Source organism: Kitasatospora sp. NPDC050463 (assembly GCF_040655255.1).
In the GTDB taxonomy this organism is placed as follows: domain Bacteria; phylum Actinomycetota; class Actinomycetes; order Streptomycetales; family Streptomycetaceae; genus Kitasatospora.
This window is the reverse complement of sequence record NZ_JBFAJO010000081.1, coordinates 1-17,592: the sequence shown is the minus strand read 5'-3', so window position 1 is coordinate 17,592 and position 17,592 is coordinate 1. Positions and strand designations below refer to the sequence as shown.

General features: G+C 69.2%; 14 protein-coding genes and 3 pseudogenes. 9 read left to right on the top strand and 8 right to left on the bottom strand.

Annotation, left to right across the window (positions count from 1 at the left end):
* Positions 1-13: 13 nt before the first annotated feature.
* From AB0J08_RS34310 to AB0J08_RS34290, 5 genes and pseudogenes are all read left to right on the top strand, one after another.
* On the top strand, positions 14-919 hold the full coding sequence (locus AB0J08_RS34310) for an amidohydrolase family protein (RefSeq protein WP_360641913.1): 906 nt from the start codon (positions 14-16) through the stop codon (positions 917-919).
* On the top strand, positions 916-1,959 hold the full coding sequence (locus tag AB0J08_RS34305) for an alcohol dehydrogenase catalytic domain-containing protein (protein ID WP_360641911.1): 1,044 nt from the start codon (positions 916-918) through the stop codon (positions 1,957-1,959). The genes AB0J08_RS34310 and AB0J08_RS34305 overlap by 4 nt, the downstream gene beginning before the upstream one ends.
* On the top strand, positions 1,956-2,717 hold the full coding sequence (locus AB0J08_RS34300; protein ID WP_360641909.1) for an SDR family oxidoreductase: 762 nt from the start codon (positions 1,956-1,958) through the stop codon (positions 2,715-2,717). The genes AB0J08_RS34305 and AB0J08_RS34300 overlap by 4 nt, the downstream gene beginning before the upstream one ends.
* 43 nt (positions 2,718-2,760) lie before the next feature.
* Positions 2,761-3,384, top strand: a pseudogene (locus AB0J08_RS34295) (PfkB family carbohydrate kinase); the annotation flags it as partial.
* A 34-nt stretch (positions 3,385-3,418) separates the two neighbouring features.
* Entirely contained in the window at positions 3,419-4,426 is a 1,008-nt protein-coding gene (locus tag AB0J08_RS34290; protein ID WP_360641907.1) for an aldo/keto reductase, read from the top strand.
* A gap of 225 nt (positions 4,427-4,651) precedes the next feature.
* On the opposite strand, the gene AB0J08_RS34285 is transcribed toward AB0J08_RS34290, so the two are convergent.
* Positions 4,652-7,345 carry an RICIN domain-containing protein gene (locus tag AB0J08_RS34285; RefSeq protein ID WP_360641905.1) on the bottom strand — a complete coding sequence of 898 codons (2,694 nt, stop codon included), beginning with the start codon at positions 7,343-7,345 and terminating at the stop codon, positions 4,652-4,654.
* A gap of 469 nt (positions 7,346-7,814) precedes the next feature.
* Between AB0J08_RS34285 and AB0J08_RS34280 the strand changes: the two genes are divergently transcribed.
* Complete coding sequence (locus AB0J08_RS34280; RefSeq protein WP_360641903.1) at positions 7,815-10,994, top strand: RICIN domain-containing protein; 3,180 nt, start codon at positions 7,815-7,817, stop codon at positions 10,992-10,994.
* Complete coding sequence (locus AB0J08_RS34275; protein WP_360641901.1) at positions 10,991-11,392, top strand: hypothetical protein; 402 nt, start codon at positions 10,991-10,993, stop codon at positions 11,390-11,392. Before AB0J08_RS34280 ends, AB0J08_RS34275 begins: the two co-directional genes overlap by 4 nt.
* On the opposite strand, the pseudogene AB0J08_RS34270 reads toward AB0J08_RS34275, so the two are convergent.
* The 6 genes and pseudogenes from AB0J08_RS34270 to AB0J08_RS34245 all read right to left on the bottom strand — a co-directional run.
* Positions 11,356-11,552: pseudogene (locus tag AB0J08_RS34270) on the bottom strand (GntR family transcriptional regulator); the annotation flags it as partial. The gene AB0J08_RS34275 and the pseudogene AB0J08_RS34270 sit on opposite strands and share 37 nt — an antisense overlap.
* 68 nt (positions 11,553-11,620) lie before the next feature.
* Positions 11,621-12,565, bottom strand: coding sequence for a nuclear transport factor 2 family protein (locus AB0J08_RS34265; RefSeq protein ID WP_360641899.1), 945 nt, complete (start codon positions 12,563-12,565; stop codon positions 11,621-11,623).
* A 348-nt stretch (positions 12,566-12,913) separates the two neighbouring features.
* Positions 12,914-13,034: pseudogene (locus AB0J08_RS34260) on the bottom strand (IS5/IS1182 family transposase); the annotation flags it as partial.
* A gap of 193 nt (positions 13,035-13,227) precedes the next feature.
* A complete protein-coding gene (locus AB0J08_RS34255) occupies positions 13,228-13,608 on the bottom strand; it encodes a nuclear transport factor 2 family protein (protein ID WP_360641897.1) in 381 nt (126 codons plus the stop codon).
* 44 nt (positions 13,609-13,652) lie between these two features.
* Entirely contained in the window at positions 13,653-14,069 is a 417-nt protein-coding gene (locus AB0J08_RS34250) for a nuclear transport factor 2 family protein (protein ID WP_360641895.1), read from the bottom strand.
* 2 nt (positions 14,070-14,071) lie between these two features.
* Positions 14,072-14,878 carry an MBL fold metallo-hydrolase gene (locus tag AB0J08_RS34245; protein ID WP_360641893.1) on the bottom strand — a complete coding sequence of 269 codons (807 nt, stop codon included), beginning with the start codon at positions 14,876-14,878 and terminating at the stop codon, positions 14,072-14,074.
* A 115-nt stretch (positions 14,879-14,993) separates the two neighbouring features.
* Here AB0J08_RS34245 and AB0J08_RS34240 point away from each other — a divergent pair, with 115 nt between their 5' ends.
* Positions 14,994-15,458: a MarR family transcriptional regulator gene (locus tag AB0J08_RS34240; RefSeq protein WP_360641891.1), complete on the top strand. Its 465-nt coding sequence runs from the start codon at positions 14,994-14,996 to the stop codon at positions 15,456-15,458.
* A 151-nt stretch (positions 15,459-15,609) separates the two neighbouring features.
* On the opposite strand, the gene AB0J08_RS34235 is transcribed toward AB0J08_RS34240, so the two are convergent.
* A complete protein-coding gene (locus AB0J08_RS34235; RefSeq protein ID WP_360641889.1) occupies positions 15,610-16,047 on the bottom strand; it encodes a MarR family transcriptional regulator in 438 nt (145 codons plus the stop codon).
* A 239-nt stretch (positions 16,048-16,286) separates the two neighbouring features.
* Between AB0J08_RS34235 and AB0J08_RS34230 the strand changes: the two genes are divergently transcribed.
* Positions 16,287-17,426 (top strand): extracellular solute-binding protein, encoded by a 1,140-nt coding sequence (locus AB0J08_RS34230; protein WP_360641887.1) that lies wholly within the window; start codon positions 16,287-16,289, stop codon positions 17,424-17,426.
* Positions 17,427-17,592 lie beyond the last annotated feature (166 nt).

Sequence of the window (17,592 nt, the reverse complement as noted above, 5' to 3'; positions counted from 1 at the left end):
CCCGGAGCCTCAAGTGACCACCCCCAGTTCGCCGCCGGTGCTGATCGACGGCCACCACCACCTGTGGGACCTCCTACAGCGCCCGCAACCGTGGCTCGACGACCCGGCCCTGGCGTCGATCCGCCGCACCTTCACCCCTGACGACCTGCGCGCCGCGGCCACCCGGACGGTGGCCGGGCGCCGGCTGCACAGCACGGTGGCCGTGCAGTGCATGCCGGACGTGCCCGAGACGGAGGACCTGCTCGCGCTCGCCGCCCGGGAGCCGTTGATCGGGGCCGTGGTCGGCTGGGTGGACCTCACGTCCCCCGCAGTCGGTGACGAGCTCGACCGGCTGCTCGCGGGGCCGGGCGGCGGCTACCTCCGGTCGCTGCGCAGCCTGGTCCAGGGCGAGCCGGACCCGCAGTGGCTGCAACGGGTCGACGTCGAACGCGGGCTGGCGGCGATCGAACAGCGCGGGCTCGGCTACGACGTGCTCGTCCGCAGCCGCCAGCTCGACCAGGCGATCCGGCTGGCCGAGCGCTTCCCCGGCCTGCCCCAGGTACTCGACCACGCGGGTAAGCCGGACCTAGTCGGCGGCGAACTGGGCGAGTGGGCAAGGCGGTTGCGACGGCTGGCCGCACACCCCCAGGTGGTCTGCAAGGTGTCGGGATTGATCACGGAGGCCGACCACCAGGCCTGGACGATCGCCGACATCCAGCCGGTGTGGGACGTCCTGCTGAGCGCCTTCGGCCCCGACCGGCTGATGTTCGGCTCGGACTGGCCGATGGCGGACCTGGCCGGCGGCTGGAACTGCTGGGCCGCCGCCGTCGACGTCCTGCTCGACGGGTGCTCCGCCGACGAGACGTCGGCGATCCTCGCGGGCACCGCGACCGCCTTCTACCGCCTCATCCGTACCGAAGAGACTCGGGAATCACGATGACGCTTGCCGTTCGCTACACGGCCGCCCGCACACTGGACACGGCCCAGGTCGAGCCGTCCGAGCCGGGCCCCGGCGAGGTGCTGCTCGCCCCCGCCTTCGTCGGCATCTGCGGCACCGACCTGCACATCTTCCACGGTGACATGGATGCCCGGGTCGCCGCACCGGCCGTCATCGGGCACGAGATGTCCGGCCGGATCGTGCAGGTGGGTGCCGGTGTGGAGGGCTGGCAGCCGGGTGATGCGGTGACCGTGATGCCGCTGCGCTGGGACGGCACCTGTCCGGCCTGCCGGGCGGGGCACCAGCACGTCTGCCAGAACCTGGACTTCATCGGCATCGACTCCCCGGGCGCGATGCAGCAGCGGTGGACCGTGCCGGCGGCGACGCTGATCCGGTTGCCGGAGTCGCTCGCCCTGGACCACGCCGCCCTGCTGGAGCCGACTGCGGTCGCGGTGCACGATGTCGGGCGCGCCGGGGTGCGCGCCGGCGAGCGGGTCGTGGTCGTCGGCGGCGGTCCGGTCGGCGTCCTGATCGCGCTGGTCGCGCGCGCCGCGGGCGCGGACGTGCGGGTCGTCGAACTGAGTGCTCACCGGCGGCGGATCGCCGAGGAGTTGGGGCTGACGGCGTGGAGCCCGGCCGACGAGGATGTGCCGGCCCTGGTGCGAGAGTGGACCGGCGACGCGGGGGCGGAGGTCGCCTTCGAGGTGTCCGGCGCGGCCGGCGGGGTGGACACCGCGGTGGAGGTGCTGGGGGTGCGCGGCCGGCTGTGCCTGGTGGCGATCCACGCCCGTCCGCGCGAGGTGAACCTGCACCGCTTCTTCTGGCGCGAACTCACCCTGGTGGGCGCCCGGTTGTACGACCGCGGCGACTTCGAGCGGGCGGTGACCCTGGTGGCCGACGGCACGATCCCGGCCGAGCGGCTGATCAGCAAGGTCGTGCCGCTCACCGAGGCGCCGGCGGCGTTCGAGGCCCTGGAGGGCGGCGGCGACGTGATGAAGATCCTCGTGGACTGCACCGACGACTCCCAGGGAGCCTCCGCATGAACGCCTTCGACCTCACCGGCAGGCTCGCCGTCGTCACCGGTGCCCGGCGCGGCATCGGCCGGACCATGGCCCGTGCCCTCGCCGAGGCCGGCGCGGACGTCATCGGCGTGAGCGCCCAGCTGGAGGAGTCCGGCAGCGACGTGGAGAAGGATGTGCTCGCCGCGGGCCGCACCTTCGAGGCCATCCGCACCGACTTCGCCGACCCCGCGGCCGTCCGGGCGCTCGGCGCGGAACTCGCCGGGCGCGAGCGGCCGGTGGACATCCTGGTCAACAACGCGGGCACGATCCGCCGCACCCCGGCCGCCGAACACACCGACGCGGACTGGGACTTGGTGCTCCAGGTCAACCTCACCGCGCAGTTCGCGCTGACCCGTGCGGTCGGCGCGGCGATGGTGGCCCGCGGCCACGGGAAGATCATCTTCACGGCGTCACTGCTCAGCTTCCAGGGCGGCATCACCGTCCCGGGGTACACCGCCGCCAAGCACGGCATCGCCGGTCTGACCAAGGCACTGGCCAACGAGTGGGCCGGGCGGGGCGTCAACGTCAACGCCATCGCGCCCGGCTACATCGCCACCGACAACACCCAGGCGCTGCAGGACGACCCCCTCCGCAGCAAGGCGATCCTGGACCGCATCCCGGCCGCCCGCTGGGGCCGCGCGGACGACCTGGCGGGCGCCACGGTGTTCCTCGCCTCGGACGCCGCCGCCTACGTCCACGGCACCGTCCTGCCGCTCGACGGTGGGTGGCTCGGCCGATGAGCGGCAGCGACCTCGCCTCCGTGCTGGCGGGCGCCCGCGATCGTTCCACACCGGCGGCGTCTTCGCAGGTCTGTCGGAGACCACGGCGGACGTCGCGGACGAAGCCATGGCGGCCGCGCGGCGGCATGGCGCGACGGTCTCCTACGACCCCAACTACCGTCCGAGCCTGTGGGACGGCAGGGGCGGACCCGAGCGGGCGCGCGAGGTCGACCTGCGGCTCGCCCGTCACGCCGACGTCATCGTGGGCGCGCTGGGGATGGCGGGCCGTCATCCGGGCGCGGAGCGCTTCGGTGCCGACGAGGTGCCGGACGCACTCGCCTCGGTGGCCAGCCTGTTCCCTGGAGCGCGGGTGCTGGCGACGACCCTGCGCGAGGTGCCCTCGGCAGGGGTGAACGACTGGTCGTCTGCCGCCTGGTCGGTGGAGACCGGGTACGTGCTCGGCCCGTCGCTGCCCGGCCTGCACGTCCTGGACCGCATCGGCTCCGGCGACGGCTTCGCCGCCGGACTGATCTACGGCCTGCTCGAAGGCGCAGGGCTGGAACGGGCCCTGGCCTACGGCACAGCCCTGGGCGCTCTGACGATGACGACGCCCGGCGACGGTGCGATGGCCTCGATGGCCGAGGTCGAGGCGCTGATCGCGGGCGCTTCGGCCGCCGTCCGACGCTGACCGGAATTCCACCCCTACCGACAGGGAGCACCTCTTGCGCCTCCGGAAGATCCAGCACACGCCGGTGGCGGTCACCGCACTCGGCTTCGGCGCCTCGGTGATCGGGAACCTGTACCGGGTCACCCCGAGCACCGACGCCACGGCCGCGATCGACGCGGCCTGGGACGCCGGCATCCGCTACTTCGACACGGCCCCGCACTACGGCCTGGGCCTCTCCGAGCGGCGCCTCGGCGCCGCACTGCAGGGCCGTCCCCGGGAGGAGTACGTCGTCTCCTCGAAGGTGGGCCGCCTGCTGGTCCCTAACGAGCAGCCCAGCGGGACGGACACCGACTTCGCCGTGGCCGACGACCTGCGCCGGCAGTGGGACTTCAGCCGGGACGGCGTGCTCCGCTCCATCGAGCAGACGCTCGAGCGCACCGGACTGGACCGCCTGGACGTGGTCTACCTGCACGACCCGGACGACCACTGGCAGCAGGCCGCCGAGGAGGCCATGCCCGCCCTGGCCGACCTGCGCGATCAGGGCGTGATCGGCGCGATCGGCGCGGGCATGAACCAGTCGACCATGCTCGCGCGCTTCCTGCGCGAGACCGCAGCCGACGTGGTGATGCTCGCCGGGCGCTACAGCCTCCTCGACCAGTCCGCGCTGGACGACGTCCTGCCCGCCGCGGCGGAACTCGGCAAGAGCGTCGTCGCGGTCGGCGTGTTCAACTCCGGGCTGCTCTCCCGGGACCGGCCTGCCGTGGGCATGAAGTACGACTACCAGGACGCGTCCGTGGACCTCGTCGACCGGGCGCGGGCCATCGCCGCGGTCTGCGAGCAGCACGGCATCACCCTGCCCGCCGCAGCCATCGCCTTCCCGTTCACCCACCCCGCCGTCGTCAACGTCACCCTGGGCATGCGAACCGCCAAACAGGTCGAACGCAATGCCGAGCTCGCCGGCCGGCCCGTCCCGGCCGTGCTCTGGGAGCACCTCCGCTCCGACGGCCTGATCAGGGCCGACGTGCCTCCGTGGGCCGGGGATGCGGTGCCGAAGCAGAACTGACGAGACCACAGGTCGAAGGGCAGCCGGGTACCCCGGCTGCCCTTCGGTGTTCCCGTTCGACCGCGCCGGCCGTTGTCGGGGCCAGGGTCGGTGGACGGGACCGCGGGGAGGGCCGACAGCGGTGGATCGTGCCGAGATCCGCCCCACGACAACGGTGCGGGTCGGAGAGCGTTGCTCTCCGACCCGCACCGTCTGCCTCGTCGGCTGCTACCCGGACCTACCTCGTCACTGGACAGTCCAGGCCTGCTGCGACTGGTTGACCGGCATCGACTGGTCGACGGTGGCACCGTTGGCGGTCGACGCGCCGCTCACCTCCAGGACCTGCCGGCTCTCGAAGTTGCGGAGCAGGTAGCCGCCGTTGGTCGGCTCGAAGTGCCACAGCTGGTTGTTGCCGCCGTTGTAGGTGGACTGGTCGGCGGCGGTCGCCCGCCAGTGGCTGGACCACGGGGTCTCGAGGACCTTGCCGCTGTTCCGGTTCACGATCTTGAAGAGCTGCCCGCTGACCGGGACGATGTTCCACTGCTGGTTGGCGCCGCCGTTGTTCGGCCACTGGATGACGGTCCCGCCGTCGGCGGTGGACCCCGCGCTGACGTCCATCAGCTGCCCGCTGTTGGTGTTCTTGATCGTGTAGAACGTCGAGGGGTTGGTGTTCGGGCCACCGGTCGAGGCCGCCTGCGTCCCGCCCGTCTGCTGGACGCTGAAGTCCGTGATGTAGAAGTACGAGCCGTCGGTCTTGGCGACCCGCACGTAGCGGAAGGCCTGGCGGACGTCGATGTCACCGGTGAGCGTCGAGGCGAGCGGCAGGGTGCTCGTCTGGCGTCCCAGCACGGTGTAGCTGCCGAAGTTCGGGTCGTTGGAGCCGCGGACCTCGAAGTTGCCGCGGGTCTCGGACTGGTCCAGGTCCTGGCGCGTGGTCAGGGCGAACTGTCCGAGCTGGTAGGGCTGGCCCAGGTCGACCTGCCACCAGGCCGAGGTGTCGCTGCCGGTCGGGGACCAGCCGGTCGTGCCGTCGTTGTCGACGGCCTTCGAGGGCTCCGTGCCGGTGCCGAAGACCGAGGAGGCGGACGTCGCCCTGTGGAAGGCGAGGTTGGGGAGCATGGCCATCCACTGGTACCCGGACTCGAGGCCGGAGGCCTTGATCACCGCGTCACCGGACGTCGTGTTGTTGGTGAGGGTGACGTTGGTGCCGTTCTGGTTCTGGTTGATGAATCCGTCGGTGTGCGACAGCACGTTGTTCGACAGGGTCATGTTGTTCGACCCCTCGTCCGTGTAGAGGCCGGCCACGGCCGAGCCGCACGCGGCCGGTCCGCGGACCAGGTCATGGACGTAGTTGCCGTTGATGACCGTGCCGGGGTCGTTCGAGAGGTGGTAGATGCCGGCCGAGTCGCAGAACCGGTTCATCACGTTGCCGATCCGGTTGTAGCTGACGCTGTTGCTGCCCTCGGCGTTGGCCGCCGACTGCCAGCCCCAGCCCAGTGAGATGCCGGCCCACGGAGTGTCGGAGATGTCGTTGTGGTCGATGACGGTGCTGTTGACGAAGCCCGCGTCGATGCCGGCGGTGCCGAGGTAGTCCTCGCCGATCCGGGTGATCAGGTTGTCCTTGACGGTGACGCTCTTGACGACCTCCCGGGCGTCCTCGCCGGCCGGTGAGGCGGGCGGGTTGTAGATCGTGTGGTACTCCACGGTCGGGTCGGAGAACTTGCCGACCATGATGCCGTTGCCGGCGATGTCGTAGATGTAGTTGCCGATGGCGCTGCTGGCGTGGACCCCGTGGCTCAGGTCGAGGGCGGTGGCGCCCATCTGCGTGAAGGTGTCGCCGGTGAAGGAGACGCGGTCGGCGTCCGCGGCCTGCACCCCGGCCGGCGGACGGCCCACGTACTGGTGGTTGTTGTTGTCGGACGAGATGTTGTAGTTGCCGCCCTGGCCGTTGAGGTAGCCGTTGTTGCTGGCCTCCATCCAGGTGGTCTGGGTGAACTTGATCCCGGAGAAGCGCAGGTCGTGGGCAGGGCTGTTCAGGCTGGTGCCCTTGATGTCGAAGAGCGTCTGGAGGGTCGGTGCCTGCACGCCGGCCGTGGACATGTCCTCGCCGGGCCGGGGCTTGTAGTAGACGGTCTGCGCGGCCGTGTCGACGTAGAACTCGCCCGGCTCGTTGAGGAACTCGTGCGCGTTCTCGAAGTGGAACGGGGACCCGTCGGAGAGCTGCGGCCACGGGCGCTGGAACAGGATGCCGGCCTCGTGGTCCTGGATCGAGATGTTGGACGTGTTGCCCGCGTTGCTGATCGACTTCAGCCGCAGGTAGCTCTCGCCCCACTGGGTTTCGAGCATCATCTCGACCTGGTTGAGGTTGGCCCAGTTGGAGACCTGCGAGCTGAGCACGCTCAGCAGCTTGTTGGTCTTGTCGCTGCCCTGCAGCTGGAAGTCCGTGCCGGCGTCGGGGAAGCGGGCGCGGGTGGCACGGACGCCGTTGACGTACAGCTGCCGGAAGTTGGAGGTGCCGATGGACGCCTTGAACTCGCCGTTGGCGGACGCTGTCCAGCCGGAGATCGTCCGGCCACCGCTGATCACGGGCAACTCGCCGTTGTACCCCTGGTAGACGACCGTGTGGCCGTTGGTGCCGGAGTCGGCGGTGCCGAAGGTGACCGGGGCGGTGAGGTTGTAGGTGCCGCCGCGCAGGTTCACCACGATGTCGTCGGCCATGTTCGAGTTGATTGCCCGGACCGCGTTCTGCGCGGCCTGGATGCTCCGGAACGCCGAGGCGGTGCTCGTGCCCGAGTTGCTGTCGCTGCCGTTGACCGGGTCGACGTAGAGGTTGGTCGCGGCCGCGAAGGCGGGTTGGGCGGGCAGCGCCGCAGCGGTGGCGATGACGGCTGCCGCCACGAAAGCCTTGCCTGCTGCCGAGCCGATGCGTACGGATCTCATCTGTGGTGTCCTCCTCCAAGCCAAGTGGCTTATGAGTTGCATTTATCGATCCGGACGAGCAGCCCTGTCAAGATGACAGCCGCCCCAATCTTTCCTCGTTGCAACATGATTGACATGCGGTCGGATCGGGTTGAGTGCTCAAGAATCGCAGGTCAGACGGCCTGCATAAGGGGATGGTCGGCACGCGTGGCGGTGGCCGGCGTAACGTTCCGCAGTCAAATGAGTCGTACTCATTTCAACTTGGTCCTTTTGCGCTTGCCGCCTCGATCGCCTGGCGGAGATAAGTAGTACTCATGTGGGGCGCGGTCCAGATGTCTCGGCCGGAGGGGGGACGGACAAGCGGTATCTAACGGACATTCAATGGTGGCCGGAGGCGACGTCATCGACGTGTTACCTCAATGAAGCATGCACAGGCCCTTGACGTAACACCGGATGAGGCGGCTAATTTCATCGCTACGGCAAGGCAGTCATGCCGAGACAACTCACGGAGCCGCCGAATGAACGCCTGCTCGACCCGAACCCCCCGGAGGCGATGATGGGATCCGTCGTCGCCGGCATCCGCAAGGTGTCGGCTGCGCTGGCCGTGGCACTCCCGGCCGCGCTGATGACCTCCGTCACGGCGCCGATCCCGGCCTCAGCCGCGACGCAGGCGACGTACTACGTGGCGCCCGGCGGCGACGACGCCAACCCGGGCACCGTCACGGCGCCGTTCAAGACCCTCCAGCACGCGCGGGACGTCGTGCGCACGGTCAACAGCAACATGACGGGGGACATCTACGTGTACCTCCACGGCGGGAACTACCCTGTGAGCAGCACGATCTCCTTCACCTCGGCCGATTCCGGGACGAACGGCCACCACGTCGTGTACGCCGCCTACCAGGGCGAGAAGCCGGTCCTGAACGGAGGCGTCCAGGTGACCGGCTGGACCCAGCACAGCGGGAACATCTGGCAGGCCCCGCTGGACCGCGACGACAAGCTCCGCGCGCTCTACGTCAACGACAAGCGCGCCCGGATGGCGTCGAAGACCATCAACACGACCGGGTGCTACGGGACCTACAGCATCACCGCCGGCCAGGCGCCCTGGGCCTGGGAGTCGGGTTCGCAGTGCGACGGCGCCAAGTACAGCCTCTCCGACCTGCCCGCCGTCGCCCTCAACCAGGACGATGTCGAGATCGAGGCGGCGACGACCTGGACCACGGCCATCGTGGGGGTCCGTCAGATCACCACGAGCGCGGACGGCGCCAGCCGGGTGGCCCTGTTCCAGCAGCCTGGCGCGGCCATCGCCGAAGGCGCGAAGAACGGGAACTTCCCGATCAGCGGCGCCCACACGTTCATGAACGCCTACGAGTTCCTCGACCAACCGGGCGAGTTCTACTTCGACAAGACCAACCACCTGCTGTACTACTACAAGTCCAGCTCCGAGGACATGACGACGGCGCAGGTCTTCGCGCCGAACAACGTCTCCACCATCCTCCAGATCGCCGGCACCTCGACCACCGAAGACGCGCGGAACATCACGTTCTCCGGTCTCACGGTCGAGCACTCCGACTGGAACCTGGTCAACGTCGCGGGCTCGGTCTTCCGGCAGGGGCAGCAGGGCAGCGCCAGCTCCACCGTGTACGCGAGGCAGAACTTCCACGCCTACACCTACCGCAACGTCGACCTGCCGCCGGGGATCATCCAGATCGAGAACGCCGACGGGATCGTCCTGCAGCGCAACACGGTGCAGCACACCGGGGCCGACGGGATCAACATGGTCAACGACGTGGCGGACTCCCAGCTGACCGGCAACTACACCAATGACATCGCCGGATCCGCCATCACCGTGGGACACCCCCAGCACGTGTACATCGGGGACTACACCTTGACCAACCACGAGAAGTACCCGGTGAACGTCGAGGGCGTCTGCAAGAACATCACCGTCACGGACAACTACCTCTACGACAGCGCGGTGCTGTTCCAGGGGTCCAGCCCCGTGTCGGCCTACTTCGCCGACACCCTGTCGCTGCAGCACAACCGGATCGAGAAGTCCCCGTGGGCGGGCATCACGCTCGGTTGGGGATGGTGGAACTTCGACGGCTCGGCGAACTCCATCCAGCCGGGCGTGCCGACCACCACGGCGCGGAACAACACCGTCAAGTACAACGAGCTCATCGACACCATGCAGGTGCTCGGCGACTCCGCCCCCATCTACACGCTGGGCAGCCAGCCGAACACCGAGATCAGCAACAACTACCTCGCGGGCGTGCCGGCCGGCAAGAAGTACGGGATCCACCCCGACGAGGGGTCCGCCCACATCAACGAGCACGACAACGTGCTCGACGTGGACCCGAACGTGGCCTACGCCATCAACTCCGGCACCTGGGGCCGGCAGCACGACCTGACCATCACCAACACCTACGGCCCCGTCAACAGGATCTTCAGCAAGAGCGTCCCGAACAGCACCATCCAGGACGTGCGCGTGTACGCCGACCGCGTGTGGCCGTCGGCGGCCTACGGCATCGCCGAGAGCGCGGGCCTCGAAGACGCCTACAAGGACCTCGTCCCCTCCGGCAACGTGGCGGCCCAGGACTACGCCCTGCCCGCCAGCACGTTCACCGGCAAGGGCGTGATGACCATTCCGGTCCGCAGCCCCGGGGACGGGACCAAGACCCTCTGGCTGGCCCCCGCCGGTACCACGACGTTCGCCACCGGTTTCACCATGACCAGTGCGAGCGGCACCTCGGCGACCATCACCGCCCCGCAGTCGGCGGGTGACTACCGCCTCTACGTCATTGACGCGCAGGGCCACACATCCGCGGCGTCGAAGGCACTCGTACGGCAGCGCTGGAACCACGTCGACGACAAGGCGGCAGGCGTGACCTACTCCGGCACGTGGTCGAACTGGAAGGACACGAAGGACCTGAACGGCTCCGAGAAGTTCACGACCGGCGCGGGCAGCTACACCGAGTTCGCGTTCACCGGCTCGGGTGTCCGGTACCTCGGCATGACGCAGCCCAACATGGGCAAGGTGGACGTCTACCTCGACGGCGCCCTCGTCCGGTCGGGCATCGACGCCTACGCCCCGGCGGTGACGAAGCAGGTGCCGTTGTTCGAGAAGACGGATCTCGCCGCGGGCCCCCACACGATCAGGGTGGTGTGCACCGGGACGAAGAGCACCGCCTCCTCCAACACCGTCTGCGCGCTGGACGCGTTCGCTGCCGTCTCGTTCCCCTCCGCGAACGCCAACTACAAGATCGTCAACAAGAACAGCGCCAAGGCGATCGACGTCTCAGGCGCATCGATGTCCTCCGGGGCCGGCCTCCTCCAGTGGAACGACAGCGGCGCCCAGAACCAGAACTGGCGGTTCGTCGCGGTGGGTGACGGGAGTTACCGGATCATCAGCCGGAACAGCGGCCTGCCGATGGACGTCAGCGGCGCTTCCACCGCGGACGGAGCCTCCCTCGTCCAGGCGACCGACAACGGCGGCGCGGACCAGCACTGGACACTGATCGCCACCGGAAACGGCTACTACAAGATCAGGAACGTGAACAGCGGCAAGCTGCTCGACGTGTCCGGCGCGTCGACCTCGGCGGGCGCCCAGCTCGTCCAGACGACGGACACGAACGCCGACAGTCAGCTCTGGAAGGCCGTGAACGTGGCCGAATGACGACACGGCCCCTTCCCCGGGAGGAGCTCCGCGCCGTTCTCCTCGACTCGGGCGGCGTGCTGATGCGGCCGATCGGCGGCCGGTGGAACCCGCGGGCGGACTTCGAGCAGACCGTTCTCGCCCACGCGCCATCGATCACGGCGGAGCAGTTCGCGGCAGCCATCGCCGCGGGCGACCGGCTCCTTGCCGAGTCGTCGCCCGAGCCTGACGACTACCACCAGCTGATGCTGCGTGAGGTGGAGGTGGACCCGACCCCGGAACTCCTCGCCGGCCTGCGGCCCCTGGGCCCGCCCTGTCCTGACTGGGCGGGCCGAACGGATGTGCCCGCCCTGTGGCGGCACAGCCGATCCCTGGCGTCGCGTCAGCCGAACAGGCGGCGCTCGATCTCCCGCCGGTAGTCCTCCAGGGTCCGGTCGAGGTGCACCGCGGTGGCCGCGGCGGCCGCGCCGAGGATGCCGTGGATGCCGATGGCGCTGGACTGCCGCTGCAGCGGCGCGCGTCGCGTACGGAGCTGAGCAGGAAGGAGTTGTGCGCGGCGGTGGCCACGGCCGCGTGGAAGCCGGGCGGTGTTCGCCGCCGTGCACATCGACGGACCGGCAAGGGGCCGACGGGCGGGGCCGCGGCCGCTAGAACATGCCCTTGCCGTTGGCCGAGGTCTCCGGGACGGCCTGGGTGATGTCCCAGTGCTCGACGATCTTGCCGTTCCGCACCCGGAACAGGTCCAGGATCGCCAGGCCCCGGTCTCCCGGATAGTTGACGTAGTGGCTGTGGACGGCCACCAGGTCGCCCTCGGCGATGATCCGCTCGGGGGTGACCGTCAGTTGCGGTGCCGAGGCGAAGTAACCGCCGAGGCCGACCTTCGCGGCGGCCACGCCGTTCCGCATCTGCGGGTTGTGCTGGAGGTAGCCGGGGTCCCAGTAGCGGTCGAGGGCGGTCAGGTCCTTGCGGACCATGAGCTCGTCGAAGGCCTTGGTGACCAGTTCCTGGTTGGCCTGGGTGAGCCGGTGGTCCAGGGGCTGCGAGACCTGCGGTGAACTCAGCGTGGAGAACATGTCGTTGCCACTGGCCGTGGTGTCCGGCACGTTCTGGATCACGTCCCAGTGCTCTGCAGGCTTCCCGTCCTGGAAGCGGAAGATGTCGATGACGGACGAGCCCTTGGTGCCCGGGACCAGCACCACGTTGGAGTGGAGCAGCACGAGGTCGCCCTGGGAGATGGCCCGCTTGACGTCGTACCGGGCGTCGGGGAACTGCTGGTGGATCGAGGTGGCCAGGCCCTTGAGGCCCGCCGAACCGTCGGCCGCGGTCGGGTTGTGCTGGATGTAGTCCGGCCGTACGAAGCGGTCGACGACCGCGGTGTCCCCGCGCTCGAACACCCCCTTGGCGACAGCGATGGCGACGGCCTTCTGGTAGCCGAGGCGGGCGGCATCGCCCTGGCCGGGCGCCGCGTGCCCGGCGGCCGGGCCGTGCGGGGCCGCCACGGCGGGTATGGCGGCCGGGCCCAGGACAGCGGCGGCGGCGAGGAAGGCGACGACGGCCCTGCGGGCGGGGGTGGTGGGGGCAGTTGGGGGCATGGTGCGCTCCAGTCATCTCATGCGTGCGAAACCGGCGAGTAACTTGAAGATCCAAAACCTGATCACGCGGGGTGGAGAATTTCATGATCTTGGCGGCCATGCCTGTCACGTTCCCGGAGCACCACTGAGCCGGCAGTTCCGCCACGAACCGGGCGTCGCGCGACTGTGCCGAAGCCCTGGTCGTACCTCGTGGCCACAGCCCGGTAGCGCTTCAGACGATTGATCCCGCACGCGACCGCACGGCGCTTTCGGGGGTCAATCTGTCGAATGTCGGCGGACGGCCGCAGCGGCTGCCCAGCTTCACACGGTTGCGGATCTGGTCGCCCCCGCACGGGGTTGGGGCGGCAGGCGCGGTCTGCCTACGCCTGGACGGGGCACCCGGACGCGCTCCAGGCTTCTGCCCTTGTTCGACGGCGAGGTGCACCTTCGTAGTCAGTGCGCCGCGCGAGCGTCCCAGACCGTGATCGGCAGCTCGACGACTATCCGGCCCGGTGCCATCACGCTGTATGCCGTTGATCAGGTGCCGGCTGGGCCGGGTCGGAGGCCGTCCGGTTTCTTGCCGGTCGGCAGCGGCGGCTCAGCCTGGTCCACTGCTCATTCGTCAGATCTCCACGCCCCATGAGTGGATCACGGCAAACCTTGATCCACTTTTGAAGCGGATCTCAGAACATCGTGTTGTCGTTGGCGCTTTCCTCGGGGACCTCCTGGACGACGTCCCAGTGCTCGACGATCCTGCCGTCGGCGATCCGCCAGATGTCGGCCACGGCCATGCCGCGGTCGCCGGGCTTGAGGTGCAGGTTGCTGTGGGTGAAGACGACGTCGTCCTCGGCGATGGCGCGCTTGATGTCGAGGTGCAGTTCGGGGAACTGGCCGCGCAGCCAGTGCACGTAGCCGATGAAGCCCTCGGCACCGTCGGGGGCACCGGGGTTGTGCTGGGTGTAGGTGGCGTCGAGATGCGCGGCGGCGGCCTGCTCCGGCTGGCCGTCGTTGAACGCCTGCTCGTAGAACGCGATGACGAGCTTCTTGTTGTCCGCCGTGGACATCGGTCGATCCTCTCTCGGGCGGGTCGTGGGGTGCGCGGTCAGGCTCAGCGGGTCATGGCGTCGCGCACCAGCGCGGTGTCGACGAACTGCTCGAAGCGCACGATCAGGCCGCCGCGCACGACGAAGTGGTGGGCGACGCGCGCGTTCAGGTCCTTGCCGGTGGCGTTGTTGCGGGCGGTGTAGCGGGCCAGGACGACGACGTTCTCGCCGTCGACGACGTAGGTGTCGTCGTGCGCGATCCACTCGTCCCAGTCCTTGCCGAGCCGCTCCATCACGTTGTCGGTCACGCCCTCGGGAGTGCGGTAGGTACCGGCGAGCGGGAAGCCGGCCATCTCCGTCCACTCCACGTCCGGTGCGAGGGTGGCGCGCAAGGCGGCCAGATCGCCGGCGGCCGAGGCGAGGTACTGACGGCGCACCACGTCGGCCGGTGCGCTGCTCGTGGCGAAATCGGTCCCGGTCATGGTCAGCCCCACGCCATCTCGCCCTTGACGACCTTCGGGCCGAGCTGCGCGGCGATCTGCATGCCCGCCTGCGGGTACGCCTTGAGCAGCTCGTCGGTGGCGGTGGCGCCGTCGGCCGCGGCGGCCACGATGCGGCGGAACGCGGCGATGTACTCGCGGGTGTAGGCGATCGCGCTCGCGTCCGCGGCGGCCGAGGGCTGCCGGTGGCCGGGCACCACGAGCGCGGGTTCGAGGCCCTGCATCTCGCGCAGGAGCGCGTCCCAGGCGTCGAGCTGTTCGTCGCGCGGGGTGTCGGCGATCCACACGTGCTCGTCCGCGAACACCAGCACACCGCCGAGGATCGCGCGGTCCTCGGCCTGGTAGAGGTAGGTGCGGTCGGGCAGCGCGGCGGGTGCGCCCTTGAGCTGGAAGGTGTGGCCGGCGAACGTCAGGTCGCCGGTCAGCGGCGCGGTCTCGATCAGCCGGGTGGGCAGGTTCGCGCCCAGCGCGGCCCATGCCTTGAGCTTGCCCTCGTACTTCTTCGCCATCGTCGCGGCGACCTCGGGCGTGGCCAGGAAGGTCGCGTCGGGGAAGGCGTCGGCGATGACTTCGGCGCCGAAGTAGAAGTCCGGGTCGGCGTGGGAGATGACCACGGTGGTCAGCTGCTTGCCGGAGTCGAGCACGGCGGCGACAAGCCGGTGCCCGTCGGCGCGGGTGAACCCGGCGTCCACCAACAGCGCCTCCGTCCCACCGGTGACGAGCGTGGCGGTCTTGTTCTTCGATCCGACCGGGAAGTCCCCGTCGATGATCGTGTAGGTGAGGTCCGTCATCACGGTCTCCAAGTGCTTCGCTGGGTTGGCTATGCTGCCCAATATACCTTTCTGGTTAGCTAAATCAAGCTAACCAGGAAGGTATTTTTGGGGCGCTTGCGCTATGATTGTCGGCGTGGACGACGAACTGCGCGCGCTGGTGGAGGACGAGGGAGTACTGCTGTGGGGCCAGGTGGTGAACCTGCACCGCGCCCTCAACGCCCGGCTGCACGCCGACATCCGAGAGGCCAGCGGCCTGGATGGCACCGAGTTCGAGTTCCTGCTGCGTCTGGCCCGCTTCCCCGGACCGCGCACACACGCGACCAAGGTCGCCGCCGAGATGGGCTTCACCTCCGCCGGCACCACCAAGCTCGTGGCCCGGCTCGAACAGAAGGGCCTGATCACCCGCACCCGCGACCCCGAGGACGGGCGCGCCTTCCAGGTCGCGATCACCGACGAGGGCGAACGACTGCTGCGCGCGGGCCTCAAAGCCCACATCCCACAGCTGGACGCCGACGTCGTCCAACGCCTGACCGCCACCCAGCGCAGGCAGTTGCACAACCTCCTCGGCCGCATCGGCCCGGGCGAAGGAACCCCCTGAATCTCGACCCTGGCCGACCCCGGAGATCCCTCCTCAGGACGTGACGACGGCCGCGGGCCGACTCGGGGTGCGCCCGGTGTCGGCAGGGCGAGGTGGGTCGCCAGAGGCTGCCGATGCCCTGCTTGACCAGCGACCGACCAAGGACAGGAACTTACGCGTTCGCGTCGCGGAGTGTGCGCAGGATGCGTTCGAGGTGGCGCCGGTCCTCGGCCGAGAGTGGTCCGGTGAGGTGGGTGCGCAGGTGGGAGACGTGGGCGGTCAGTGCGCGGTCGAGCGCCTGACCGCCCTTGTCGGTCAGGACGGCGAGTGCGGCGCGCCGGTCGGCGGGATCGGGGTCGCGGCGGATGAGCCCCTCCTTTTCCATGCGGTCGGCGAGTCGGGTGAAGCCGCCCGAGCTGAAGGACACGGCTTCCGCCAGGTCGGTCATGCGGAGCTGGTGGCCGGGAGTGCGGCCCAGTCGCAGCAGCACTTCGAACCAGCTGTGCGGCACTTCGAGATCGCGGTTCACCAGGGGCTTGATGAGGCTGTACGCCTCCACGAAGAGACCGAAGAGCGTCACGTCGTCGTCGTTCAGCAGTTGCTCGTCCACTCCCCAAGGGTGCCAGAAGCACACGGGCGGAAGAAGCTGCCGTTGCAATCTCTGCCGCAGCAGATATATTGTCTGCTGTGGCAGATACTTCACCGTGTCGCCCCCCGCATTCACGTTCCACCTTCTTGAGCGCCATCCCCGCGCTGAACGACGCGCAACCGGGTCCGCCCGCATGCGGATGAGCACCGCCCTCGTGCGAGCCCCGCCCCCGCACTTTCGTGAAGGAAGGTTTCACCAGCATGTCCATCCTTCCCAGCAGGCGGCACATCCTGGCGGCCGGAGCCGGTGCCGCCCTCGCCGCCGGAGTGTTCGGCGTCTCAACAGCCTCCGCCTCTGCCACCGGGTCCCCGTACTCAGCCGGCCCCGAGGAGACCCGCACGCTCGACGAGCTCTACCAGGCCGCCCTCAAGGAAGGCGGAAAGCTCGTCATCTACGCCGGCGGTGACACCCCGACCCAGCAGGACAGCACCAAGGCGGCCTTCAAGTCCCGCTTCCCGGGCATCGACCTGACACTGGTCGTCGACTACAGCAAGTACCACGACGTCCGCGTGGACAACCAGTTCGCCACCGGCACCGTCGTTCCCGACGTCGTGCAACTGCAGACCGTGCAGGACTTCGTCCGGTGGAAGCAGCAGGGCCGGCTGCTGGCCTACAAGCCCGCCGGGTTCTCGAAGCTGTACGACGCATTCCGGGACCCGCAGGGCGCGTGGACCGCCGTCAGGGTGAGCGCGTTCAGCTTCCTGTACGGAAAGGCGGCCGTGGGCTCGGACGCGCCCCGCAACCCGCTCGACCTGGTCGACCCGAAGTGGAAGGGCAAGATTGCCTCCTCGTACCCGCACGACGACGACGCCGCCCTGTATCTCTACACGCTGTACACCCGGACCTACGGCTGGGACTGGATCGCCGAACTGGCCACCCAGGACGTGCAGTTCGCTCGGGGCAGCAACTCGCCGGGCGTCGCCGTCTCCGCCGGGCAGAAGGCGATCGGCGTCGGCACCTCGGGCTCGGCAGTCCCCTCGTCCACGTCCCCGTCGACGTGGGTGATCGCGGACGGGCACCCGTTCATGAGCTGGGGTCAGCGCGCGGCCATCCTGAAGCAGGCCAAGAACCCGACGGCCGCCAAGCTCTACCTCAACTGGCAGCTGTCCGCCTCGGTGCAGCAGCAGGCCTTCAACGGCTGGTCGGTGCGCACCGACATCGCTCCCCAGGGCGGCCTCAAGCCCATCTGGGAGTACCCCAACGCCCACCTGGACGGCTTCCCGGCGTTCATGGCCGACCGCGCCGAGGTGGAACGCTGGAAGCAGACCTTCGCCCTGTACTTCGGCGAGGTCAAGGGCGACCCGACCCCCGGCTGGCTCGGACTGCACCCGGGGGCCTGAGCACCGACCAGCTCATCCTCCCGCCAGGTCCCGACAGTTGTACCGACGCCACCTTGCTGAAGTCGCGCTCGCTAGTGCAGCGCCGCATTGATCCTGCGAGGGTCTTGATCGCCCCCGGTGGGGGCCCGAGGGCGATCGGTCGGGCCCGGTCCTCCGGATTCAGCCG